This window comes from Peribacillus sp. TE19612 (genome assembly GCF_056279465.1).
In genome coordinates this window covers 102,298-123,565 of the sequence record NZ_JBWCCL010000011.1, presented here as the reverse complement: position 1 = coordinate 123,565, position 21,268 = coordinate 102,298, and the positions used below count along the sequence as shown (strand labels likewise).

General features: G+C 41.4%; 19 protein-coding genes and 1 pseudogene. 14 read left to right on the top strand and 6 right to left on the bottom strand.

Features of this window, described 5'->3' with window-relative positions:
• The first annotated feature begins 172 nt into the window (after nucleotides 1-172).
• From ACZ9AO_RS19390 to ACZ9AO_RS19380, 3 genes are read left to right on the top strand one after another with little or no spacing between them, the layout of a single operon-like run.
• Nucleotides 173-1,015 (top strand): ABC transporter ATP-binding protein, encoded by an 843-nt coding sequence (locus ACZ9AO_RS19390; protein ID WP_053534175.1) that lies wholly within the window; start codon nucleotides 173-175, stop codon nucleotides 1,013-1,015.
• On the top strand, nucleotides 948-1,700 hold the full coding sequence (locus ACZ9AO_RS19385) for an ABC transporter permease (RefSeq protein ID WP_034314377.1): 753 nt from the start codon (nucleotides 948-950) through the stop codon (nucleotides 1,698-1,700). The genes ACZ9AO_RS19390 and ACZ9AO_RS19385 overlap by 68 nt, the downstream gene beginning before the upstream one ends.
• A gap of 41 nt (nucleotides 1,701-1,741) precedes the next feature.
• Entirely contained in the window at nucleotides 1,742-2,758 is a 1,017-nt protein-coding gene (locus ACZ9AO_RS19380) for an aliphatic sulfonate ABC transporter substrate-binding protein (protein WP_476109912.1), read from the top strand.
• 126 nt (nucleotides 2,759-2,884) lie between these two features.
• On the opposite strand, the gene ACZ9AO_RS19375 is transcribed toward ACZ9AO_RS19380, so the two are convergent.
• Nucleotides 2,885-3,823, bottom strand: coding sequence for a DHH family phosphoesterase (locus ACZ9AO_RS19375; RefSeq protein ID WP_476109910.1), 939 nt, complete (start codon nucleotides 3,821-3,823; stop codon nucleotides 2,885-2,887).
• Nucleotides 3,824-4,278: 455 nt separating this feature from the next.
• Between ACZ9AO_RS19375 and ACZ9AO_RS19370 the strand changes: the two genes are divergently transcribed.
• Genes ACZ9AO_RS19370 through ACZ9AO_RS19360 form a run of 3 tightly spaced genes read left to right on the top strand, consistent with a single transcriptional unit; the run spans nucleotide 4,279 to nucleotide 7,021 of the window.
• Nucleotides 4,279-5,466, top strand: a complete 1,188-nt coding sequence (locus tag ACZ9AO_RS19370) for a CaiB/BaiF CoA transferase family protein (RefSeq protein WP_476109908.1) — start codon at nucleotides 4,279-4,281, stop codon at nucleotides 5,464-5,466.
• A 14-nt stretch (nucleotides 5,467-5,480) separates the two neighbouring features.
• On the top strand, nucleotides 5,481-6,686 hold the full coding sequence (locus tag ACZ9AO_RS19365; RefSeq protein ID WP_054400504.1) for an acyl-CoA dehydrogenase family protein: 1,206 nt from the start codon (nucleotides 5,481-5,483) through the stop codon (nucleotides 6,684-6,686).
• Nucleotides 6,687-6,709: 23 nt separating this feature from the next.
• Nucleotides 6,710-7,021 carry a DUF3870 domain-containing protein gene (locus ACZ9AO_RS19360; protein ID WP_048682993.1) on the top strand — a complete coding sequence of 104 codons (312 nt, stop codon included), beginning with the start codon at nucleotides 6,710-6,712 and terminating at the stop codon, nucleotides 7,019-7,021.
• Between the two features lie 237 nt (nucleotides 7,022-7,258).
• Here ACZ9AO_RS19360 and ACZ9AO_RS19355 read toward each other — a convergent pair whose 3' ends face one another.
• Together ACZ9AO_RS19355 and ACZ9AO_RS19350 are read right to left on the bottom strand one after the other, a co-directional pair.
• Nucleotides 7,259-7,516 carry a hypothetical protein gene (locus ACZ9AO_RS19355; protein WP_476109982.1) on the bottom strand — a complete coding sequence of 86 codons (258 nt, stop codon included), beginning with the start codon at nucleotides 7,514-7,516 and terminating at the stop codon, nucleotides 7,259-7,261.
• 97 nt (nucleotides 7,517-7,613) lie between these two features.
• Nucleotides 7,614-7,691, bottom strand: a pseudogene (locus ACZ9AO_RS19350) (CotG/ExsB N-terminal domain-containing protein); the annotation flags it as partial.
• 148 nt (nucleotides 7,692-7,839) lie between these two features.
• Here ACZ9AO_RS19350 and ACZ9AO_RS19345 point away from each other — a divergent pair.
• Nucleotides 7,840-8,931 carry a CotH kinase family protein gene (locus tag ACZ9AO_RS19345; protein WP_476109906.1) on the top strand — a complete coding sequence of 364 codons (1,092 nt, stop codon included), beginning with the start codon at nucleotides 7,840-7,842 and terminating at the stop codon, nucleotides 8,929-8,931.
• A gap of 146 nt (nucleotides 8,932-9,077) precedes the next feature.
• A complete protein-coding gene (locus ACZ9AO_RS19340; protein WP_476109905.1) occupies nucleotides 9,078-10,049 on the top strand; it encodes a TRM11 family SAM-dependent methyltransferase in 972 nt (323 codons plus the stop codon).
• A gap of 136 nt (nucleotides 10,050-10,185) precedes the next feature.
• On the opposite strand, the gene ACZ9AO_RS19335 is transcribed toward ACZ9AO_RS19340, so the two are convergent.
• Complete coding sequence (locus ACZ9AO_RS19335; protein WP_214805698.1) at nucleotides 10,186-11,382, bottom strand: M14 family zinc carboxypeptidase; 1,197 nt, start codon at nucleotides 11,380-11,382, stop codon at nucleotides 10,186-10,188.
• A 187-nt stretch (nucleotides 11,383-11,569) separates the two neighbouring features.
• A complete protein-coding gene (locus ACZ9AO_RS19330; RefSeq protein ID WP_251538739.1) occupies nucleotides 11,570-12,535 on the bottom strand; it encodes an MBL fold metallo-hydrolase in 966 nt (321 codons plus the stop codon).
• Between the two features lie 309 nt (nucleotides 12,536-12,844).
• Here ACZ9AO_RS19330 and ACZ9AO_RS19325 point away from each other — a divergent pair, with 309 nt between their 5' ends.
• Together ACZ9AO_RS19325 and ACZ9AO_RS19320 are read left to right on the top strand one after the other, a co-directional pair.
• Nucleotides 12,845-13,822, top strand: a complete 978-nt coding sequence (locus tag ACZ9AO_RS19325) for a 2-hydroxyacid dehydrogenase (protein ID WP_251538741.1) — start codon at nucleotides 12,845-12,847, stop codon at nucleotides 13,820-13,822.
• 558 nt (nucleotides 13,823-14,380) lie between these two features.
• Nucleotides 14,381-15,613: a multidrug effflux MFS transporter gene (locus ACZ9AO_RS19320; protein WP_476109979.1), complete on the top strand. Its 1,233-nt coding sequence runs from the start codon at nucleotides 14,381-14,383 to the stop codon at nucleotides 15,611-15,613.
• A 50-nt stretch (nucleotides 15,614-15,663) separates the two neighbouring features.
• Here ACZ9AO_RS19320 and ACZ9AO_RS19315 read toward each other — a convergent pair whose 3' ends face one another.
• Nucleotides 15,664-16,449 (bottom strand): SDR family oxidoreductase, encoded by a 786-nt coding sequence (locus tag ACZ9AO_RS19315; RefSeq protein ID WP_251538743.1) that lies wholly within the window; start codon nucleotides 16,447-16,449, stop codon nucleotides 15,664-15,666.
• Nucleotides 16,450-16,655: 206 nt separating this feature from the next.
• Between ACZ9AO_RS19315 and ACZ9AO_RS19310 the strand changes: the two genes are divergently transcribed.
• From ACZ9AO_RS19310 to ACZ9AO_RS19295, 4 genes are all read left to right on the top strand, one after another.
• Complete coding sequence (locus ACZ9AO_RS19310; protein WP_476109903.1) at nucleotides 16,656-17,654, top strand: Gfo/Idh/MocA family protein; 999 nt, start codon at nucleotides 16,656-16,658, stop codon at nucleotides 17,652-17,654.
• A gap of 80 nt (nucleotides 17,655-17,734) precedes the next feature.
• Nucleotides 17,735-18,043, top strand: coding sequence for an iron-sulfur cluster assembly accessory protein (locus tag ACZ9AO_RS19305; RefSeq protein WP_063591787.1), 309 nt, complete (start codon nucleotides 17,735-17,737; stop codon nucleotides 18,041-18,043).
• 21 nt (nucleotides 18,044-18,064) lie between these two features.
• A complete protein-coding gene (locus ACZ9AO_RS19300; protein ID WP_476109900.1) occupies nucleotides 18,065-19,186 on the top strand; it encodes an NADH-dependent flavin oxidoreductase in 1,122 nt (373 codons plus the stop codon).
• Nucleotides 19,187-19,445: 259 nt separating this feature from the next.
• Nucleotides 19,446-20,855, top strand: coding sequence for a GH1 family beta-glucosidase (locus ACZ9AO_RS19295; RefSeq protein WP_476109898.1), 1,410 nt, complete (start codon nucleotides 19,446-19,448; stop codon nucleotides 20,853-20,855).
• The last annotated feature ends 413 nt before the right edge of the window (nucleotides 20,856-21,268 follow it).

Here is a 21,268-nt window from a genome sequence, read left to right as displayed (position 1 = left end):
TATGTATTTTTATGTAGGTTTGGAATATTTATCAATACATTGACAGTTGAATAGAAAGATACTGATAAATTTAGAATTTTTGCATTTTTATAGTTGACAAAAACCATTGGATTAATCATTATTAAGAAATAATGTTTAGTAAATCGATGCGATATAAAAGTGGGGTGACTTTATGTATTTAACAATAGATGGCATTGAAAAAAGTTTTAAGAATGAAAAGAAAGAAAGCATAAAGGTGCTCGATAAGATAAACATAGAGGTCGAGAAAGGAAGCTTCGTTTCGATCGTCGGACCCTCAGGTTGTGGTAAGTCCACGCTCCTTTATCTGATTGCCGGCCTTGATAAAGCAGATGTGGGTGAAATACGTGTAGCTGGGAAAAAAGTGGTGAAGCCAGGTCCGGAACGGGTTGTCGTGTTTCAGGAGGCGGGGTTATTTCCTTGGCTGACAGTACTTGAAAATGTTACATACGGATTGAAGTTAAAGAAAATGCCCAAAGAAGAGGCAAAAGCCAAGGCATTGGACATTTTAAAGATGGTTCACCTCAGCCGATATGTTGACTCCTATCCACATCAACTCTCAGGAGGAATGAAACAGAGGGTAGCCATCGCAAGAGCGTTGGTGATGGAACCGGATATCCTGTTGATGGATGAGCCATTCTCCGCGCTTGATGAGCAAACGAGGATGGTTTTGCATAAAGAGCTGCTCGAAATCTGGAGAAAAACTAAAGTGACGATCTTTTTCGTTACCCATAATATTCGTGAGGCCGTTCAGCTTTCCGAAAAAATTATCGTCTTTGCTACCCGTCCCGGGAAAATCAAAGAGACGATTTCCGTCCCTTCCATGAAAGATGGAGTTATGCCGGATAGTGTAACTTTGCATACAGAACAAAGGGTTCTATCGATTTTGCAGGAGGAAATTGAAAAAGTGCTGAAGGAGGAAATGGGGAATGATTACAGCTTTAAGACGAATCATATTCATCGCGATGATAGCGGGGATATGGGAAGTCACATCTAGACTTTCCAGTCTTCCGGATTTCATGTTTCCGAGCCTGACTCAGGTTTTGGAAACTCTGTTTAAGGGACTGATGAGCGGGCAAATAACCGAAGCCATCGGAAAAAGCCTTGGCCGTATCCTGATCGGCTTTATGATTGCCATTATAGTAGGTCTGATATTAGGATATTTCATTTGGCGCTTTAAATTGGTTGAAGACACTTTAGGATTCGTCGTGACGGCATTGCAGTCCATCCCGAGTATCGTGTGGTTCCCTTTGGCGATCATTTGGTTTGGATTGAATGATTTTTCGATCCTTTTCATCGTCACCATCGGCGCAACTTGGACGATGACGGTTAATGCAACCAGTGGCTTCCGGAATGTACCCCAGTTGTATCAGCGGGTTGCCAAAACATATGGATCGACCGGATTTCATTTTCTTCGCACCGTGATTTTACCAGCATCCGTCCCGCAAATAATATCCGGTCTCCGAATTGCGTGGGCCTTTTCCTGGCGTGCATTGATGGCAGGTGAATTACTTGGCGGGGGAGGCGGTCTTGGCCAATTGCTGGAAATGGGAAGATCACTGGGACAAATGGATTTGGTCATCTCCGTGATGATCATCATCGCAATCATCGGAACAATCGTGGATAATGTTGTCTTCTCCCGTCTTGAACGTAATGTTCAACTGAAATGGGGAGTGAAGTAACGGTAGTTTAATAAAATAATAGTTATAAAGGAGAGAAAAATATGCTGAAAAAATCATTCTTTGCCCTTATTCTGTCTGTTTTGTTAATCGGAATAGTAAGCGGATGCACTCAATCCAGCAGTAATGATGAAGAAGGGGAAGGGTCCAGGGGGAAATCCGTGAAAATTGGTTATTTTCCTAACCTAACCCACAGTGCAACGATCATTGCACTTGAAAAAGGCTTTTTCGAAGAAGAGTTCGGTAAAGATGTCAAGATTGAAACCAAAACAGTGGCCAATGGTGGATTATTCATGGAAGCAATGGCCACAAACGCCATTGATGTCGGAACAGTCGGGCCTGGTCCATTGCTTAACTTTTACGTGAAAAACCCTGAATACCACCTGATCTCCGGGGCTGTTAATGGAGGTGCCGTACTTGTAGCTAGCGAAGGCAGCAAGGTCACGGATTTAAAAGATTTGGCCGGTAAAAAGGTAGCGATTCCCGTCATTGGAAGCACACAGGATGTCATGCTTAGGAAGGCCCTTCAAGTTGTAGATTTAAAACCGACTACAAATGGGGGCACAGTTGAACTGTATGCGGCAGCACCTGCTGACACAACCGCCCTTTTTGTTCAAAAGTCTGTCGATGCAGCAGCGACCCAGGAACCATGGGGGTATGTATTGGAAAACCAGGCAAAAGGAAAGCTGGTGCTTGACTGGGATCAATTTGCATGGGGAAAAGATTCACCTAACACGGTAGTGGCTGCAAGCCAGAAGTTCTTGGATAAAAAGGGGCTCGCTGCTTCCTATTTGAAAGCGCATGAAAAAGCGGTGAAGTTCATACAGGAAAACCCTGAAGAAAGCCAAGAACTGGTTATTAAGCATTTGAAGGAACTGACTGGAAAAGAATTAAGCAAAGAAGAAGTGGCTTCAGCATTTTCACGTCTTGAAGTGACAACAGAAGTTAATGAGCAAGTCATTCAAGAAATGGCCGACATAAGCAAAGAAGCCGGTTATATCCCTAGCAGTGATATAAAAGGCATGATCGATTTATCAATTCTTGAAGAAGTGTCCAAATAAATTGAAACAAGCAAGCGCCTCAGCCATCCTGGCTTTGGCGCTTTTTTTAAAAGGCCGGATTTATCCATTTTAATTAAGCGGGGAAAATAATCCTCCATATAAACACCTCAGGTCATGAACTCCCTGTTATGGACAGACTTGATCCAATGCTTGGATAACATGATCAACCTCCTCCCAGGAATGGATGGTAGCGCCTGAAGCCAGTGAATGTCCTCCACCATTGAATTGACGTGCGACCGATGCGATGGGAATATTCCGTGAACGTATCCTGACACGGATATCAGAAGGGTATTCGATGAAGAAAGCCCAGATTTTATTGTCCCTGACACTTGATAGCGTATTGACTAAATTCGAAGCTTCAAGTCGATCCACACCATACATATTTAAAAGCTCGTCCGTAATAATGAAGTAAGCTACCCCTTTATCAGTTACCTTGAAGCTCATGAGAATGTCTTTTTGAAGTCGGGAAGCGTTTTTCGCCTTAACATTAAGGCTGTTATGGATTCTTTCTGGCTGAATATTATAGGTTCTTAAGTGCGAAACCATTTTTAATGTCCTGGGAGTGGTATTCCCATTCGTGAAATTCCCTGTATCACTAAGTATTCCTGCATAAAAAGATTTAGCCGCTTCTTTATTCATGATGAAGCCTTCTGGAAATTCCAAGAATAAATCAACAAGCATTTCACTTGCAGAGCTATAAGTAGGGTCGACCCAAGAAATGTCACCGAATTGTTCGTATTCGGGGTGGTGGTCAATTTTGATCAGCATGTCTCCATGATCATATCGGGAATCACTGATTCGTGAAATGTTGGCAGTATCACAAACAATCACTAAGGCATCTTTGTATTTGTTATCGGAAATGACATCCATATCACCTATGAATAGAAGCTTATCCACTTCCTCGCCTACCGCATAGACTTCTTTAGAAGGGCAGGAGTGCTTCAATAGCTGCTTTAAACCGAGTTGTGATCCCAATGCATCCGGGTCCGGATTTACATGACGATGAATGATGATTGTGTGGTATTTCTTGATCGCTTCGATTATTTCCATTTTTTTATTGTCCATAGTGCCATCCCCTTTTTAACCTTTCCTTGTCTGCCGAGTGACAATTGATAATATGTAAAATTCATATATTGACAGTTATACCTATTCAATCATCACATGCCAAACGAATAAAGGCAATTCCGATTACTTTGGATGGGGGGGAGTCCTGGAAGTATACGGGAAGTATGCGAAAGAGTATTCCGGGAAATGTAATAAAACACTCAAACAAAATTATTGAAAAATTCAAAAAATTCAACTATACTTAATTTACCAAACCGATGACAACAAGTTACCTTGTTGCATGGCCGGCTTGACATAAAAAACTGGAATCCATAAAAATTGACTTGGTTCACTTGATCTTCCTTTGCAGGAAGACGGTTCGTGGATAAGGGTCAGTGAAACATTCAATGTAATGACATTGTTGGTTTTGCTGGCTCTTTTTTGTGTATCCATGACAGTTTGAAAGGGGTGATGATATGAATGGAGCTTTGGAGGGAGTCAGGATTATCGATGTATCCCGTGTTTTGGCGGGGCCGTTTTGTTCAATGATTCTCGGCGATTTGGGTGCCGATGTCATTAAAATCGAGCATCATGAGTCAGGTGATGAAACGAGAGGGTGGGGGCCGCCATTCGCCGAAGGAGAAAGCGCTTACTATTTATGTGCTAATCGAAATAAGCAAAGCATGACCTTGAATTTAAAATCTGAGGAAGGAAAAGAGATTTTCCGGAAGTTGGTGGCTTCAGGAGATATAGTGATTCAAAATTTCAAGACAGGCACATTGGGAAAACTGGGGTTGGGTTATGAGGATTTAAAGGAAATCAACCCCAAACTGATCATGGCCTCGATTACAGGATTTGGTTTAACCGGTCCTTATAAAGATTTGCCAGGCTATGATTATATCATTCAAGCGATGAGTGGTTTGATGAGCATCACCGGAGAGAAAGATGGGAGTCCCGTGAAGGTCGGAGTGGCCATAGCTGACATATTGACTGGCTTGTATACATGCATTGGCATTTTATCCGCTTTACATCATAGGGATAAATTGGGGGAAGGACAGGAAATTGATATTTCATTAATGGATTGTCAGGTTTCTTCATTGGTGAATGTCGCCAGCAACTATTTATTCAGTGGCTTGACCCCTGAAAGAATGGGGAACCAACATCCAAATATCGTTCCATACCAGACGTTCGGGACAAGCGATGGAGAGCTTGTCGTGGCTGTAGGAAATGATGATCAGTTCAGGAGATTTTCAACCGTTATAGGCAGACCTGATTTAGCGGAACAGGAACAGTTTAAACATAATGAAAAACGTTTGCAAAACAAGGAAGAATTAATACCGATAATAGAGGATTCGTTGAGAGGTAAGACAAAGAAGGAATGGAAAAGGCTGTTTGATGATGCAGGGATACCGAATGGTCCGATTAATGATATAGCAGAGATGTTCGAGGATCCGCAAATCATCGCAAGAGGCATGTTGGTGAGCATGGAACATCCCACAATCGAAGATCTTAAAGTGACGGGATCGCCCCTGAACCTTTCAAAAACACCGGTTACCATGAGAAAGCATCCGCCTCTCTATGGGGAACATACCGATTCCATTTTGGCTGAAATAGGATATAGTCCAGATCAAATACGCAAATTCAAGGAAAATAAAATTATTTAGGAGGAATTTTAATGATGAATTTCGAATTAACAGAAGAGCAGCAAAGTGTGAAGAAAGTGGTAAGGAAATTTGTGGATAAGGAAATTATTCCATATATTCAAGAGTGGGATAGGCAAGGTCAATTCCAGCCGCATATTTTAAAAAGGTTAGCGGAATTGCAGTTGATGGGCGTGTGTATACCCGAAGAGTATGGCGGGGTCGGAATGGATTATAATACCCTAGCCATCGTTTGTGAAGAGCTGGAGCGAGGCGATACGGCTTACCGAACTGCAGTTTCTGTACATACAGGGTTGAATAGCATGACCCTGCTTCAATGGGGGACGGAAGAACAAAAACAGAAATATTTAGTACCCCAGGCAAAAGGAATCAAGATTGGTGCTTTTGGGCTAACTGAACCGAATGCAGGGTCTGATGTAGCGGCAATGAAATCAACGGCAAAACGTGTTGGGGACCATTATATATTGAACGGGTCAAAAACATGGATTTCGCTCTGTGACTATGCGGATCATTTCCTCATTTTCGCCAAGACGGATCATGATGCCGGTTCAAGGGGAATCACTGCCTTTATTGTGGAACGGACTTTCGAGGGAGTGGAGTCGAAAGCCATTAAAGGGAAATTAGGAATTCGTGCTGGGAATACAGGCGAGATCTTTTTAACGGATGTAAAAGTTCCGGTGGAGAATAGGCTTGGTGAAGAAGGTGAGGGCTTTAAAATTTCCATGTCGGCATTGGACAGCGGCCGGTTTACAGTGGCCGCAGGTGCTGTAGGGTTAATAGAAGCAAGCCTGGAAGCAAGCTTGAAGTATTGCCATGAACGAAGCACATTCGGAAAAGAGATTGGCAGGCATCAGCTCGTTCAACAGATGATTGCCAAGATGACCGCAAATTTAGAGATTTCCAGATTGCTGGTCTTTAAAGCGGGCACCTTGAAAAATCAAGGAAAAAGGAATACGAAGGAAACATCACTTGCCAAGTGGATATCATGTAATGCTGCTAATGAAGCGGCCAATGATGCCGTTCAAATTCATGGTGCCTATGGCTACTCGGATGAATATCCAGTCGAACGTTTTCTGCGGAATTCAAAAGCTCCGGTCATTTACGAAGGAACCCGTGAGATTCATACTGTAATGCAGGGTGAATACGCACTTGGCTACAGACAAGATAAAGAGCTTCGCAAGCAATTGCCTGCATGGCCCTTCGAGCAAGTTTCCGTACATTAACTATAGATAGAGGAGATCAGATGATGAACACATACTTTATTGCAGGGCATGCAAAACTTCCACAAGGGATGGCAGCGAGAAATATATATGATTCGATCACGATCACGGTGGAGCTTGACTTTAAATATGGAGTAATAGTCGAGGCTTCCTGTACGCTTGCTACAGAGCATGGCAGGGAATTCATCCGTCAACTGCTGCGCGGTTATTGCCTGAAAGATGGTATCGAAGAATTGATTGATCGTGTGCAAATGCATTATCGTGGGAAGGCTGGTCAAGCCATTCAAGCAGGGCTGAAGGATGTGTATGCACAGTTCGAATTGGTCTCCGTTAAATAAGTAACCGGAAGGGTCCTACCGTATGTAAGAGGGTAGGATCCTTTTATTATAGGTACAGGTTCTAAACAGGATTATGCTAGAGTTGGAATAACCGTTGCAGGTAAGGAGAGACATTTAGATGGTTATAACTGAACGTGATAATTATAAAACACAAAAACTCGTCATTATACGACGAGTTTTGTGTATTTAAAATGTTAAGGTAAAGCTTAATGACCAGTGAAAAATATTGATTGTGCATTAAAACGGATTCGAGAAGCTAGAAGCACCATTTCCGTTTATTGCGAAAGTTATTGCAGCAGAGCCACCTGCAGTTGTTGGAGGAGCACCGGTTTCTGCTTGTGCGCCTTTGTCTGCTGCATGAAGATCTCCTTTTCCAGCACGAGCCCCTTTGCGTTCTGGAAGTTGATCGTTTCCAGCAAGAACCCCTATGAGTATTCCTGCTTGTGCGCCTTTGCGTGCGGCAAGTGGAACTGCTCGTGCGCCTTTGAGTGCCACGAGTGGACCGATTCCTGCCCATGCAACGTTTAGTGCTGCAAGAAGAGCACCCTTTATTGTTACTTGTACGTGAATGTCTGCCTATTGGATGTGGGTCATTAAACATGAAATCGCTTAACCCCATGGAATTGGCTCTATCCACCGCATTTTGTATGTCACGAATGATGTCTGACATATATAATCCCCCTTTCTATACATTAAACTATGTTGCTTGTACGTGATGTGCTAAAGATAATCCCGAATCTTTTTAAAAATAGTGTTTTTAGGGTGACACCCTTCGCTTTTTTTCCATAATTTAATAGGAAAGTGAAGGGAAGGGTTATATGAATTCTGACAAGAAGGTGCCTGTGTACCAGCTTTATATACCACCAGTTCATTTAATGGAGCTTCGCAGAGATATATGGTGCAATGATCCTTTACCGGCAAAGTTAACAATTAACCGAAAAAAACTTGAGATTGATATTGTTTACCGTGGCTCACATATCCGCGGTTTTCGCAAAAAATCCTATAATGTAGTCTTTTATAAACCTAATACTTTCAAGCATGCCAAGGAAGTCCATTTAAATGCCGAATATAAAGATATATCTTTACTAAGAAATAAATTATCTTTAGACTTTTTTGCGGATATAGGCACCTTGTCACCGAACTCCCAGTTCGTTTTCCTGAATATGAACGGAAAGGACGAAGGGATATACCTCGAATTGGAATCGGTGGATGAATATTATTTGAAGAAAAGGGGGCTCCCCAAGGGGTCCATTTTCTATGCAGTGGATGGTGATGCCAATTTCTCATTGATGAGCGATTTGGATAAAGGGATCAAAAAATCATTGGAGATGGGCTATCAAAAAAAATGCGGGACAGAAAAGGAGGAATTATATTTACAAGAGCTGATCCTCCAAATCAATACAATTTCAAGAGTGGATTTTGAAAAGGAAATCGTAAAATATGTCGATGTGGAAAAGTACCTGCGCTGGCTGGCCGGTGTCATATTCACGCAAAACTATGATGGGTTCGTTCATAACTATGCTTTGTATCGAAATGGAGATACCGGTCTATTTGAAATGATTCCATGGGATTATGATGCGACATGGGGCAGGGATGTTAACGGGAAAGTGATGGAAGAGGATTATGTGGGAATCGGGGGGTTCAATACATTGACTGCTAGAATCCTTGATGTAAGTGGATTTCGTGTCAGGTACCAAGAACTTCTTAAGGAGATTTTGATCAATCATTATACCGTGGCCTATATGAAACCTATCATTCAGGAAATGCATGATCAATTAAGACCTTATGTATCAAAAGATCCATATATCAAGGGGAATATTGAGAAATTTGATGATGAGCCCGAATTCATCCTGAAATTCATTGAGGCCCGTGCGAAGTATATAAATAGCCACCTGTATAAATTGGATTAATAATTCCTTTTGTTTAGAGATGGAACAATGAAAAATATAGTGGCAGGAATGCTGAATAAAAAGCATTCCTGCTTTTTTCTGCACGATTCCATTTGCTTTTCTATACTATTACAGCTATGTTTGATAGAAAGGTATAATCTAATGTAATGAAGGATGGGAATGGATTGACTAATCATAGCCGCAAACCGGCATATATATATACATTTACATGCAGCCCTGACGAACGCTCATTATCTAAAATGGAGATGCGCTCGTTCTTTGGCTTTGAGACTTCCGGAAATATTTTGAAAAGTGACGTAGCCATTGAACCGAGCAGGAGTCCTTTTATAAAAGGGCGGGTCGATATCATGTTTGAAGGGGAAAGCATATCCGAAATCGTTGAGCAAGTTAAGGATATTCATTTGCCAGATTCGACGTTCAAAGTATTATTCGTGAAAATTAATGATTTGAATAAAGAAGAAAAAATAGATTATGATGGACAGCGTGAAATTGAACGGGAGATTGGCTGGCACATTCAGGGAAATGCCGATGTACGTAATCCAGATCAGGTCTTTGGAATCGTCACGCTTGGCGGTCGTTGGTATTTTGGGAAGTATGCCAAACCTGAAGCGGTTTGGTTAAAACATATGAAGAAGCCCCGTGAATATTCAACTGCGCTTAGCACGAGAGTGGCGAGGGCCATTGCCAACATTGCCGTTCCACATCCGGATGGGGTGAAGGCAATTGATCCATGCTGCGGAATTGGAACGGTATTGGTGGAAGCCCTTTCGATGGGGATCAATATTGATGGCCGGGATATCAACCCGCTTGTTACCGACGGTTCAAGGGAGAACATTGCCTATTTCGGACTCGAAGGTGATGTAACTACAGGTCCGATTTCGGAGGTCACCAGTAAATATGATGTAGCGATTATCGATATGCCTTATAATCTATATACACATGCGACGCCGGAGGATCAGCTATCAATCCTTAAACAAGCAAGGGGCTTTGCTGATAAGGTCGTCGTCGTAACGATCGATACGATGGATCATATGATTGAAGAAGCTGGATTTGAGATTGCTGATCGCTGTGTTGCCAGGAAAGGCATTTTTTCCAGAGAGATTGTCGTGTGCGTGTAAGTATCTTCAGCAAGAAAAGGCTGGAATTTTAGTGTCAATTAGACAAATAAAAAGGGCTTTGCTGCCATCTGGCTTCGATATTCAACCGATGCCAGATGGCGGACAAGTCCCCTTTACAATTAAGTTTCAAAATTGACTAGATTCCGGGTGTAGATGAACTTTCAGGGATTTTTTCATAGTCTGATGGATTAAGATTATGAACCGATCCATCTGTTACACCATTGATAATACCCATTAGCCCCGTTTCAACCGTTTTTACGAGCTGGCCATTCTTTTTTTGCCCAAAGTTTTGTGTTTGACCACTAACTTCAAATAGAACCGTCCCACTTCCGTTTAAAGCAAACGTCCCTAAAGCAGTCCCTGGCAGGTCAATAGATTGATCATATAATGAAATATTTGTAAAAACTGAATTCCCTTTTGCTTGCAGTGCATTATACGCAGTAAGTGTTAACTGACGAGAGAAATCATATTTGAAATTATCTGCATACTCTGCATATTTAGCACCTTCTGGAGTGCTTGGGTTAGGAACGAATTTTCCTGATATTGACATAGTTGCACGCTCATCAGTTCCTTCGATATATGGGAATCCCTGATGATGAAGATCGATAAAAACATCCACTTTCCCGAATTTAGATTTTAACCCTTTATATGTGTCACGTAGCGTTTGCGCTTCGGGGGTAATAAACCAGCCTGGCTTTTCAGATGCCCCCGGGAAGTCTTGAGGTTTTGGTACATAATTTAGGTCTGGATTGAAGTCACGATTAACATCAAATCCCGGTTTGCTAGCATAGTCGTCTCCTGATCTGGGAGTAGTGTAATAGTTCCAAGTAGGTTTTGCATTAGAAAGTTGGGGGAATTTACCTACAACTTCAGACCATTTCATCTCATTTCCACGACGATCAAGCTCTGAGCCGTCTACGTTCATCATTGGAATGGCAACAATTGTTAGTTCATCAAGAACTTTCTTTACCTCAGGCGAGTTACTTTGACCAAGGTTTTTAAGAATGTTCAATAACGCGACAGTTCCTGTTTTTTCATTTCCATGAATTTCACTTTGAATAAGAACGACTTTGTCACCATGACCGACAGTCACTTTTTGAATGGAACGACCCTGATTCGTTTTTCCGGCCACTTCTACATTGACTATCCCTGCACTCGCTTGCTCAAGTTGATTTAATTCTTTTACAAGTTCGTCATAATTTAGGAATGCTTCGGTAGAAAGATTCGTTCCGCCTGTCGGATTTGGTCCTCTTTCAGCTAAGCTGACATTTGGGCCAAGTAATGTTGCGGCTACTACTGTTGAACTTAAAACCTTTAAAAATTTTCTTTTCACATCAAATCCCCTATTCTGAAAATATTTAATATTCAGATAATAAATTCTTCACTTTCTAAGCGATTTCCTGTTAGATTCATTAAAACACCCAAAAAGGCCTATGTATTTCAGATTCAATTATTTTGTACATTTTTCCATAAAAAAGTCCCTGCTAAGTGGGACGATTTCAATTCAGCCTTTTTTGATGTCATTTAGCTTGATAATGAACTACATTTTCAACGAGTTGTTTCGTGACCTTCCCCTGATATTCCAAATAATCCAAATGGCCGATGATTTCTGACATGACGAGCGGGAATTCTGCTATATACTTTTGTTTGTAAAACTCCTTTGCCAGTTCATTGCCTGTAGAAATTCCGGATTCTATCAAGGCCAGGATCTTTTGTGATTTCCTCTCTATGCTGTTGAGTCTTTTTTCAATCAGATGACCGGGTTGTTCAATCACGTTACCATGACCAGGAAAGAGGAGATTCACCTGTAATGCTGAACATCGTTTTAATGAGTCGATATGATCTACAAGAGTCAGCATTCTATTACCGTTTTCATCAGGTTCGATCAAGGCATTGCTTGAGATATGTTCAATCAATAAATCACCGGCAAGAAGCCGTTTCCCTTCTCGGTCAAGGAAAGCAATTTGATCCGGGGCATGCCCGGGAAATTCGATCACCTCAAAATTCAGCCAGTGTTTTTCCGTGATTGCGATGATGTCACCATTCAGTTTTTGATCTTTATTATTATCGACCGCGTTGAATAGGTAAGCAACTTGTTTATCTCCAAGTTCACCACAGCCCATCTCAAGGTATAGCTGTTTATAAAATTCAATTCTCATACTTAAGAAGTCAGGGTCCCTTTTTAAACGGGGAATGGATTTAGAATGGGCATAAACGGGAATCGGATGGAGTTCGGTAATCCGGTTGACCAAACCAACATGGTCTCCATGGTGATGGGTTAACAAAATTTCCGTGATGTCCCCAACTGTAAATCCATTTTCGTTTAATGTTTGCTGCAGTGCATTCCAGCAAACGTCATCATTCATACCTGCATCAACTAATGTTAAAGATTCATCCTGTTTAACTAAATAAAAGTTTATACTTTTTAAAGATAAAGCGCTTGGAGCTATAATTGGATAAATTTTAAATGTTGTATTCGTTTTCATGAACGTCCCATATCCTCCTAAATCGAGATAAACTTCATCTGGAAAATTGCGATATTACTAATGACCGAATAGATGTAAAGGGTTATTATTCTATGATTGGTTAAATGAACTGAAACTGTCAAGCGGAAGCTTCCAGGCAATCAAGAAATTTAATAGTAAGATTGATTGGAAATGGATGGTCTATTTATCTAGTTTATTTTAAAATTGAATAAACAAGCTAGTCATTTAGCCAATATTCTTTAAATTCAATTATTGTGTAATGAAAACTGAATGTGTTCAATGGAAAGAAACGGTATAGGAGGTTATGGTTTGAAGCCAAAAATTTATATTACAAGGAAATTGCCAGAACAAATCATCGAGGGTCTTAGTCGGAATTATGATGTCAGGATGTGGGATCAAGAGGATATACCGGTCCCTAGAGAAGTCCTTGTAGAAGAAATGAAAGAAGTCGAGGGGCTGCTTTGCTTATTGACGGAACAAATCGATGAGTCACTGATTGAACAGGCACCCAATCTGAAAATCATCGCGAATATGGCAGTGGGCCATAATAATATTGACGTTCAAAGTGCAACAAAACGGGGCATCATGGTAACGAACACACCGGGGGTTTTAACGGAAACGACAGCTGATTTAACCTTCGGCTTACTGCTTGCAACGGCAAGGAGGATGATCGAGGCAGAAGATTATTTAAGGAGTGGAAAGTGGGAAACATGGTCGCCGATGCAGCTGACAGGACAAGATGTACACGGTGCAACGCTGGGTATCATCGGGTTAGGCAGAATTGGGGAAGCCCTTGCAAAAAGAGCTAAGGGATTTGATATGAACTTAGTTTATTTTAATCGAAGCCGTAAATATGAACAGGAAAAAGAGTTAGGAATCGAATATCAGCCCCTTGAAAAATTGCTCCAAATCTCAGATTTCGTTTGTGTCATGCTGCCGCTCACAGCGGAAACGGCTTATATGATTGGCAAGGAGCAGCTGGAATTGATGAAAGGGACGGCTGTGCTCATTAATACCGCAAGAGGCGGAATTATCGATGAAAAAGCGTTGTACCAGGCGCTGGAAAATCGAGAAATTTGGGCGGCTGGATTGGATGTATTCGAAGAAGAGCCCGTCCCTCTGGACCACCCGCTGCTAACATTGCCCAATGTGGTTACTTTACCGCATATCGGGAGTGCTAGCATTGCCACAAGAATGAAAATGGCAACTCTTGCTGTACAAAACTTGGTGGACGGATTATCTGGGGATACTCCCCGTAATTTAGTATTGTTGAATAAATCAAAATGACGCTAAAATGGGATTCGGAATGGTTTCATCCCGAACAAAGATTTTAAAACAAGAATAGATTATCCTTCATGTTTTTTTACTATAATCCTTATTGGATTGAAGAAATTTGCGACACTCCTGCCGAATAACTGGCTTGCCGAGACCCCACAGACGCTTGCGTCAAGGAGGCTTGGCAGACAGTCGGCGGAAAGGGAGCGGATTTCTGAAATCACCGGCAACCTTTTTTAAATAAAAAAACTGCAGGCAAGCTCTCTTCACTTCAAGTTTGTCTACAATCTGAAATGACCCCAAAAATGGGGTCATTTTTTATGGGGAATGTTGGACCTTTAATAGTTTTTCTTTGGTTCGCAGTATTCTCAAATGATATTTCCTGAAATATGATTTGTCCTTTTTAGAAGATTTCGGAGTTTTGATGCACCTGTGCTTATCTGAGTGCCGAAAGGAAGAATCCCATTCAAGTGGAGCATACTTATCGTAAATTGTTGCGATCTTTTGTAAAATAAAGAAAGTCGAGTTTTATTTAGGAAGAACAATTAGTTGAAAGGGATAGGGTTAATAATGATTGAAATGAAGGAAACGATATCATCAGGCAACGAAATGACTAAATCCAAAAGGCTGTTGATGGCTCTTATGCTAGGGTCTTTTGCAGCGATTGGACCACTGTCACTTGATATGTATTTACCAGGTCTCCCCACACTGGCAGAGGATCTGAAAAGCAGTACGTCATTAGCGCAGCTAAGCTTGACTGCCTGCTTGTTAGGATTGGCTTTGGGCCAAATTTATTTAGGGCCTCTAAGTGATGCAATAGGAAGGCGTTCACCGTTAATCATATCTTTATCCATTTATTGCATTTCATCTCTGTTATGCGCTTTTGCCCCAACCATTGAATTGCTTTTATTATTACGTTTTATCCAAGGTATTGCGGGAGCGGGAGGCATTGTCATTTCAAGGGCCATAGTTCGTGACCTTTTTTCAGGAACGGATTTGACCAAGTTCTTCTCCATGTTAATGCTGGTGAATGGGGCGGCACCGATATTGGCTCCGGTTTTTGGCGGTCAACTTTTGCAGTTCACTTCTTGGCGGGGAGTTTTCATTGTCATTTCAGTATTAAGTATCATTATGGTTGCGGCTGCATTTTTTGGGATAAAGGAAACTTTATCGTCCAAACACAGGAGTGCTGGCGGGGTAAATGATACGATCAGGACTTTTGGGAACTTATTGAAGGATCGTGTGTTTATGGGCTATGCTTTTGCACAAGGATTCATAAGTGCTGCAATGTTCGCTTATATTTCCGGATCGCCTTTTGTTCTCCAGAACATTTATGGGGTTTCCCCACAGACCTTCAGCCTGATTTTTGCAATAAACGGGGTTGGGATCATCATCGCTTCACAAGTTGCCGGGAAGCTGGCAGGCAAGGTTAAAGAAGAAAGATTGCTTCAAATGGGGTTATGCCTAGCTTTGTTTGGGGGAATATTACTTCTTGCCTCAGTCCTTCTCGAAATGGGCTTGGCCGGAATCTTGGCCGCTTTATTCCTCTCCGTCTCCAGCGTCGGTATTGTCGGTACAACGAGTTTTTCTTTAGCGATGCAAAATCAGAAAAAAACGGCAGGCAGTGCTTCGGCTTTAATTGGCTTGCTTCCCTTCATATTAGGATCGCTAATGGCTCCCCTGGTGGGGTTAGGTTCAGGTGAGTCGCCCTTGCCGATGGGACTTGTGATGGTAAGTTGTCATGTCATCGCCATGTGCGCTTATTTACTCCTTGCCCGTCGCGGGTTAAGGCGAGTTGCTTAAAAAGAAAAGCTGAAATCCTGATGTGGATTTCAGCTTTTTGCCTTTTTGATTCATAATAGTGATTCCGCTCCATCGATATAAACTTCCGTGCCCGTAACATGGGAGGACATGTCTGATGCTAGGAACAATACGAGATCACCAGCTTGTTCGGCAGTCCCCGCTTTCCTTGCCAGGGGCTGGGAGCCTTCGGGATATTCAATGGGAATCGTGATTTTTTTTAAGTTTTCATCTTCCGGGAATGTGTTATCGTGAATGTTCGTATCGATGGAGCCGGGACAAATGGTATTTACCCTGATTTTATATCTTGCCAATTCGAGTGCAGCCATTTTTCCGAAAGCGACTTGACCAGCTTTGGATGAACTATAAGCGGAAAAACCAAAATTCTTGAAATATCGGTTTCCATTGATGGAGCTGTTGATCACGATGCTGCCGCCTGTTTCCTTCATGTAGGGAATGGCGTATTTGATGGTGAGAAAGGTGCCTTTGAGGTTGATGGTATGTGTCTGATCCCAATCTTCTGGCTTTATGTCTTCTATAGGGGCAATCACTCCGTTGATGCCTGCGTTTGCAAATACAAAATCAATTTTCCCAAAATGTTCATAGGCCGTCTTGTAGGCATGTTCAACTTGCTCAGCTTTGGAAACATCCGTTTTAATGATTAAAGCCTCTCGGCCAAGGTTCTCCACTTCTTCCTTCACTTTTTCGGCATTTTCGACTGTACGGTCAAAAAAGATGATGTTCGCGCCGTTTTCAGCTAGTTTCAGTGCGGCACCCCGGCCAATTCCTGATCCCCCACCGGTAATGATGGCAACTTTGTTTTTCATTAATTCTGTCATACACTTCACACGCTCCTTTTAAGTTTTCTTTCCCATTTTGGGAGTATGTAGAAACATCATGGCAGTTGTAATATAGAAAAATTATAAACGAATATTGCCTGAAAAATCCAATTTAAGCAATTGCGAGTGTTCAATATACTTTGTTTTTCAGTGAAATGTCTGTATATTGAGGACATGATAAAGTTAGCTTGAAAGGGGATAGGATGTTGATAAGATTAGGAGTAATAGGTACAAATTGGATCACGGAACGATTTTTGGAGGCTGCAAAGCATGTAGAGGGTTTATCGTTAACCGCCGTGTATTCACGTACAGAGGAGAAAGCGAAGGAATTTGCCAATAAATACGAAGTACATACGACTTTTACGAATTTAGAAGCAATGGCCAGCAGCGATGAAATCGACGCTGTGTATATAGCAAGCCCTAACTCTCATCATTGCAGGCAAGCCGTGTTATTTTTGCAAAATAAAAAACATGTATTATGTGAAAAACCAATGGCCTCGAATGCGGCTGAAGTAAGGGAAATGATTGAGGCTGCAAAACAAAATGATGTGCTATTGATGGAAGCGATGAAATCGACCATCATGCCGAATTTCGAAAGTATAAAGGGCAATCTGGATAAAATCGGGAAGATACGGCGTTTCTCGGGAAGCTTTTGCCAATACTCATCACGCTATGATTCATATAAACAAGGAACTGTGCTGAATGCATTCAATCCTGAATTCTCCAGTGGCTCTTTAATGGATCTAGGCATTTACGTGCTCTATCCACTTGTTGTACTGTTCGGTAAACCGAATAAGGTGCAGGCATCAGGAACGATGCTCGAATCAGGAGTTGATGGGCAAGGTACGATTCTGCTTTCCTATGATGAAATGGAGGCAGTCGTCATGTTTTCCAAAATTACTGAGTCCAATTTGCCATCGGAAATTCAAGGTGAACATGGAAGCATCATCATTCAGAAAATTTCAGGACCGCAAGCGGTGGATATTCAGTATCGGGATGGAACCACTGAAAATATTTCCGTTAAACAGGATATGCCTACCATGTATTATGAAGCGAAGGAATTTGTTGATTTGATACAGCAGGGGAAAATGGAATCCGATATAAATACATATTCGAATTCACTGTTGACTATGGAAATCATGGATGAAGCAAGAAGGCAAATCGGCATCGTCTTTCCTTCAGACCTCGGACAAGGCCAATCATGAAGGGGAAAAATGGATGTTACTGATAACCCTTAATTGGGTAGAACTAGTACAGGGATAATTTTATTATTGGGGGAATGGAAATGAAGTGCAAAATAAATCGCAATGCAGCAAAGGTCTTACAAAAAATGCTCAGCACTGAAGAAGCCGAAGGGAAAATGATTCGTGTATATATCACCCATATGCATGGCGATCATGCCCATTATGACATGAAGCTTGATACACCGGCAGAATATGATGAAATCGTCAAAACAGATAAAGATATCGATATTTTGCTTGATTCACGTGAAGAATTTCTGGATGGTGTCTGGATTAAATATTTTTATGTTCCTGAAGAAGGCTTTGAGATCACGAATCCTTCTAAAGAACCGCATGGACATCATCACCACTAATAGTAAAGGGGGAGGATTGGCATGAATCAAAAATACGAAAAGATCTTTCAACCATATATATTTCCATCAGGGGTAGAAGTGAAAAACCGTATCATGATGGCTCCTATGACCACTTATTCTTCGGATGACCAAGGTGTTGTAACCGATGATGAACTGGCCTATTACGCTGAGCGCTCGGCTGGTGTGGGTGCGGTTGTCACGGCATGTGCCTATGTATCTGCTGGGGGCAAGGGATTCCCAGGCCAATTAGGTGCAGATGACGATTCCTTTATCCCATCCTTGAGAAAACTAGCTGAAACGATTCAGTCCAATGGGTCAAAAGCAATCCTGCAAATATATCATGGAGGCCGTCAAAGCCCGCCGGAATTATTGCCTGATAACCAACCTGTTTCTGCAAGTGCGATTGCTTCCAGCAAGGAAGCACCTGTACCGCGGGAAATGAATGAAGATGAAATACAAGACGTTATTAAGGCATTTGGCGAAGCAACAAGAAGGGCCATCGAAGCAGGTTTCGATGGTGTGGAAATCCATGGTGCCAATACTTACTTGCTTCAACAATTCTTCTCGCCACACTCGAACCGCCGTACAGATAAATGGGGTGGAACATTGGGAAAACGATTGATTTTCCCGCTAACCATTGTGAATGAAGTCGAGAGAACGGTTGCCGAGCATGCAGAAAAGCCGTTTATAATTGGCTACCGCCTTTCTCCTGAAGAAGGCAGCAATCCTGGAATCACTTTAGATGATACGATTCAATTCGTTGATAGATTAGCGAATCAAAACCTGGATTATCTACATATATCGGTAGGTCACTTCTGGAATGGCTCATTCCGTGAGAGTGATAGGACAAAGTCGCGCATCGTTAAAATTTACGATAAAGTAGGTAATCGTATCCCGGTGGTCGGTGTAGGTTCACTGCATACACCCGATGAAGTTGCAGAAGCCATGGAAACGGGGGTCCCTTTTATCGCCCTTGGCCGTGAACTTCTTATGGAACCGCATTGGATTGAAAAAATCAGGTCTGGAAAAGAAGCGGAAATACGGACTACCCTCTCAAAAAAAGATCAGCATGTACTGGTCATTCCAGATCCGCTTTGGGAAAAGTTGATCGGGATAAAAGGCTGGCTCCCGGTTGTGGAATGATTGCTAACATCTTTAATATGTGTAACCCGTCCCCAAAAGGTGGACGGGTTTTTGTATGTTCATATGCTACTAAGTATCGATCATCTTTTGCTAGAAAAAGAGAAATTGATTCAGCGGAATTCTGGATTTAATCATTCCGTGATAGTAAATACTATCTATAAGGCTTATGTTTTGCGTGAACTAAAAATAATATTTGTACCAATGAATAAAATATATTATTATCAATTTAATAAGCAGGTATGAAAAGGGAGGGTTTTTAATGAAATTTCCACATGATTTTTTATTCGGAGCAGCTTCTGCTTCTTTTCAAATAGAAGGAGCATGGGATGAAGATGGTAAAGGCATAACGAATTGGGATGTTTTTTCAAAGATTCCGGGGAAAACATTTGAAGGTACAAATGGGGATGTAGCGATAGACCATTATCATCGTTACAAAGAAGATATTAAATTAATGGCAGAGATGGGACTTGAATCATATCGCTTCTCCATTTCATGGGCCCGTATTTTGCCAACAGGTGATGGGGAAGTCAATGAAAAAGGCTTGGAATTTTATAATAATGTGATTAATGAATGCTTAAAATATGGGATTGTCCCATTTGTTACGCTGTATCATTGGGATTTGCCTTTGACGCTTGAACAAGATGGGGGATGGACGAATAAGCGAACAGCTGAAGCATTCGTCAAGTATGCGGAGATTTGTTTTCGCGCATTCGGAGACCGCGTCAAACATTGGATCACGTTTAATGAAACGGTTATGTTTTGCGGTTTAGGGTATTTAAAAGGAGCGCACCCTCCTGGAATCCAAAACGATGAAAATAAATACTTTCAAGCGACACATTATGTTTTTTATGCACATGCCAAAGCGGTAGAGGTATACAAGGCACTGAATTATTACGGTGAAATTGGGATTACCCATGTTTTCCTGCCAGCTTATAGTACTGATGACAAACATGAGAATGTATTGGCTGCTCGGCATGCCAATGAATATGAAACCTTTTGGTATTATGACCCAATTTTAAAAGGTGAATATCCAGCTTATGTGGTTGAGCAATTGAAGGAGAGAGGCTGGACACCAAGTTGGACAGAAGAGGAACTGGATACGTTAAAAAGGAATGCGGAGAAAAATGATTTTATTGGACTCAATTATTACCAGCCCATTCGGGTGGAAAAAAACCTGGAAGCCGTTTCAAACCTGGAGCATTCAAGAGAAACATCTACTCTGGCTCCAGGGAACCCGTCTTTTGATGGCTTTTATCGGACTGTGAAAATGGAAGATAAAATCTATACAAAATGGGGCTGGGAAATCTCACCTCAAGGGTTTTTAGATGGCTTGCATATGTTAAAAGAACGTTACGGTGATATTAAAATGTATGTTACAGAAAACGGACTTGGTGATGAGGATCCGATTATCGATGGTGAAATAGTAGATGTTCCGCGCATTAAGTATATTGAGGAACACTTAAAAGTGATTAAACGTGCAATCAAAGAAGGCATCCATTTAAAAGGGTATTACGCATGGTCTGTCATTGACCTTTTAAGTTGGTTAAACGGGTATAAGAAGCAGTACGGATTTATTTACGTGGATCATCATGATCAGTTAAAACGGAAAAAGAAGCTGTCGTTTCATTGGTATAAGCATATTATCGAGACGAGAGGAGAAGAGCTGTAAACTGAAAGTGTGTATTAGGGCAGAGCATGTTTTGAGCAATCTTTCTCAAAACATGCTTTTTCCATTGTTCACTGATCAAGTTTCCGGTATGGGGAATTAGTCCAAAGTTCAAACCTCCTGATTCGTAGTCTGAATCTCCGACTTCAAATTAACTAGACTGGAAAAATGGTCCTGTATTGTAATATTAATGTAAAAATATGCAAAAAAGTTGTAAACAAATGTTAACATTTCTAGCAATGTACAGTTTTACGTTTTACTGTATAATGTTGAAGCGTGGTCGAGACCATGTCAAATAACCTTACAAAAGGAGATTATATATGACAATGATTTCTTAGTTTTGAAAAGTCCCCCGCTTGGTTTGTCCCGTTGAAAAAATCCTACAATTATTAGATTAATTTCGAACAAGTAACTCC

Bases quoted from the DNA above. Each gene is read 5' to 3' on its own strand.
- ACZ9AO_RS19390 (WP_053534175.1), top strand. From the start codon at position 173: ATGTATTTAACAATAGATGGCATTGAAAAAAGTTTTAAGAATGAAAAG.
- ACZ9AO_RS19385 (WP_034314377.1), top strand. From the start codon at position 948: ATGATTACAGCTTTAAGACGAATCATATTCATCGCGATGATAGCGGGG.
- ACZ9AO_RS19380 (WP_476109912.1), top strand. From the start codon at position 1,742: ATGCTGAAAAAATCATTCTTTGCCCTTATTCTGTCTGTTTTGTTAATC.
- ACZ9AO_RS19375 (WP_476109910.1), bottom strand. From the start codon at position 3,823: ATGGACAATAAAAAAATGGAAATAATCGAAGCGATCAAGAAATACCAC.
- ACZ9AO_RS19370 (WP_476109908.1), top strand. From the start codon at position 4,279: ATGAATGGAGCTTTGGAGGGAGTCAGGATTATCGATGTATCCCGTGTT.
- ACZ9AO_RS19365 (WP_054400504.1), top strand. From the start codon at position 5,481: ATGAATTTCGAATTAACAGAAGAGCAGCAAAGTGTGAAGAAAGTGGTA.
- ACZ9AO_RS19360 (WP_048682993.1), top strand. From the start codon at position 6,710: ATGAACACATACTTTATTGCAGGGCATGCAAAACTTCCACAAGGGATG.
- ACZ9AO_RS19345 (WP_476109906.1), top strand. From the start codon at position 7,840: ATGAATTCTGACAAGAAGGTGCCTGTGTACCAGCTTTATATACCACCA.
- ACZ9AO_RS19340 (WP_476109905.1), top strand. From the start codon at position 9,078: ATGAAGGATGGGAATGGATTGACTAATCATAGCCGCAAACCGGCATAT.
- ACZ9AO_RS19330 (WP_251538739.1), bottom strand. From the start codon at position 12,535: ATGAAAACGAATACAACATTTAAAATTTATCCAATTATAGCTCCAAGC.
- ACZ9AO_RS19320 (WP_476109979.1), top strand. From the start codon at position 14,381: ATGATTGAAATGAAGGAAACGATATCATCAGGCAACGAAATGACTAAA.
- ACZ9AO_RS19315 (WP_251538743.1), bottom strand. From the start codon at position 16,449: ATGACAGAATTAATGAAAAACAAAGTTGCCATCATTACCGGTGGGGGA.
- ACZ9AO_RS19305 (WP_063591787.1), top strand. From the start codon at position 17,735: ATGAAGTGCAAAATAAATCGCAATGCAGCAAAGGTCTTACAAAAAATG.
- ACZ9AO_RS19300 (WP_476109900.1), top strand. From the start codon at position 18,065: ATGAATCAAAAATACGAAAAGATCTTTCAACCATATATATTTCCATCA.
- ACZ9AO_RS19295 (WP_476109898.1), top strand. From the start codon at position 19,446: ATGAAATTTCCACATGATTTTTTATTCGGAGCAGCTTCTGCTTCTTTT.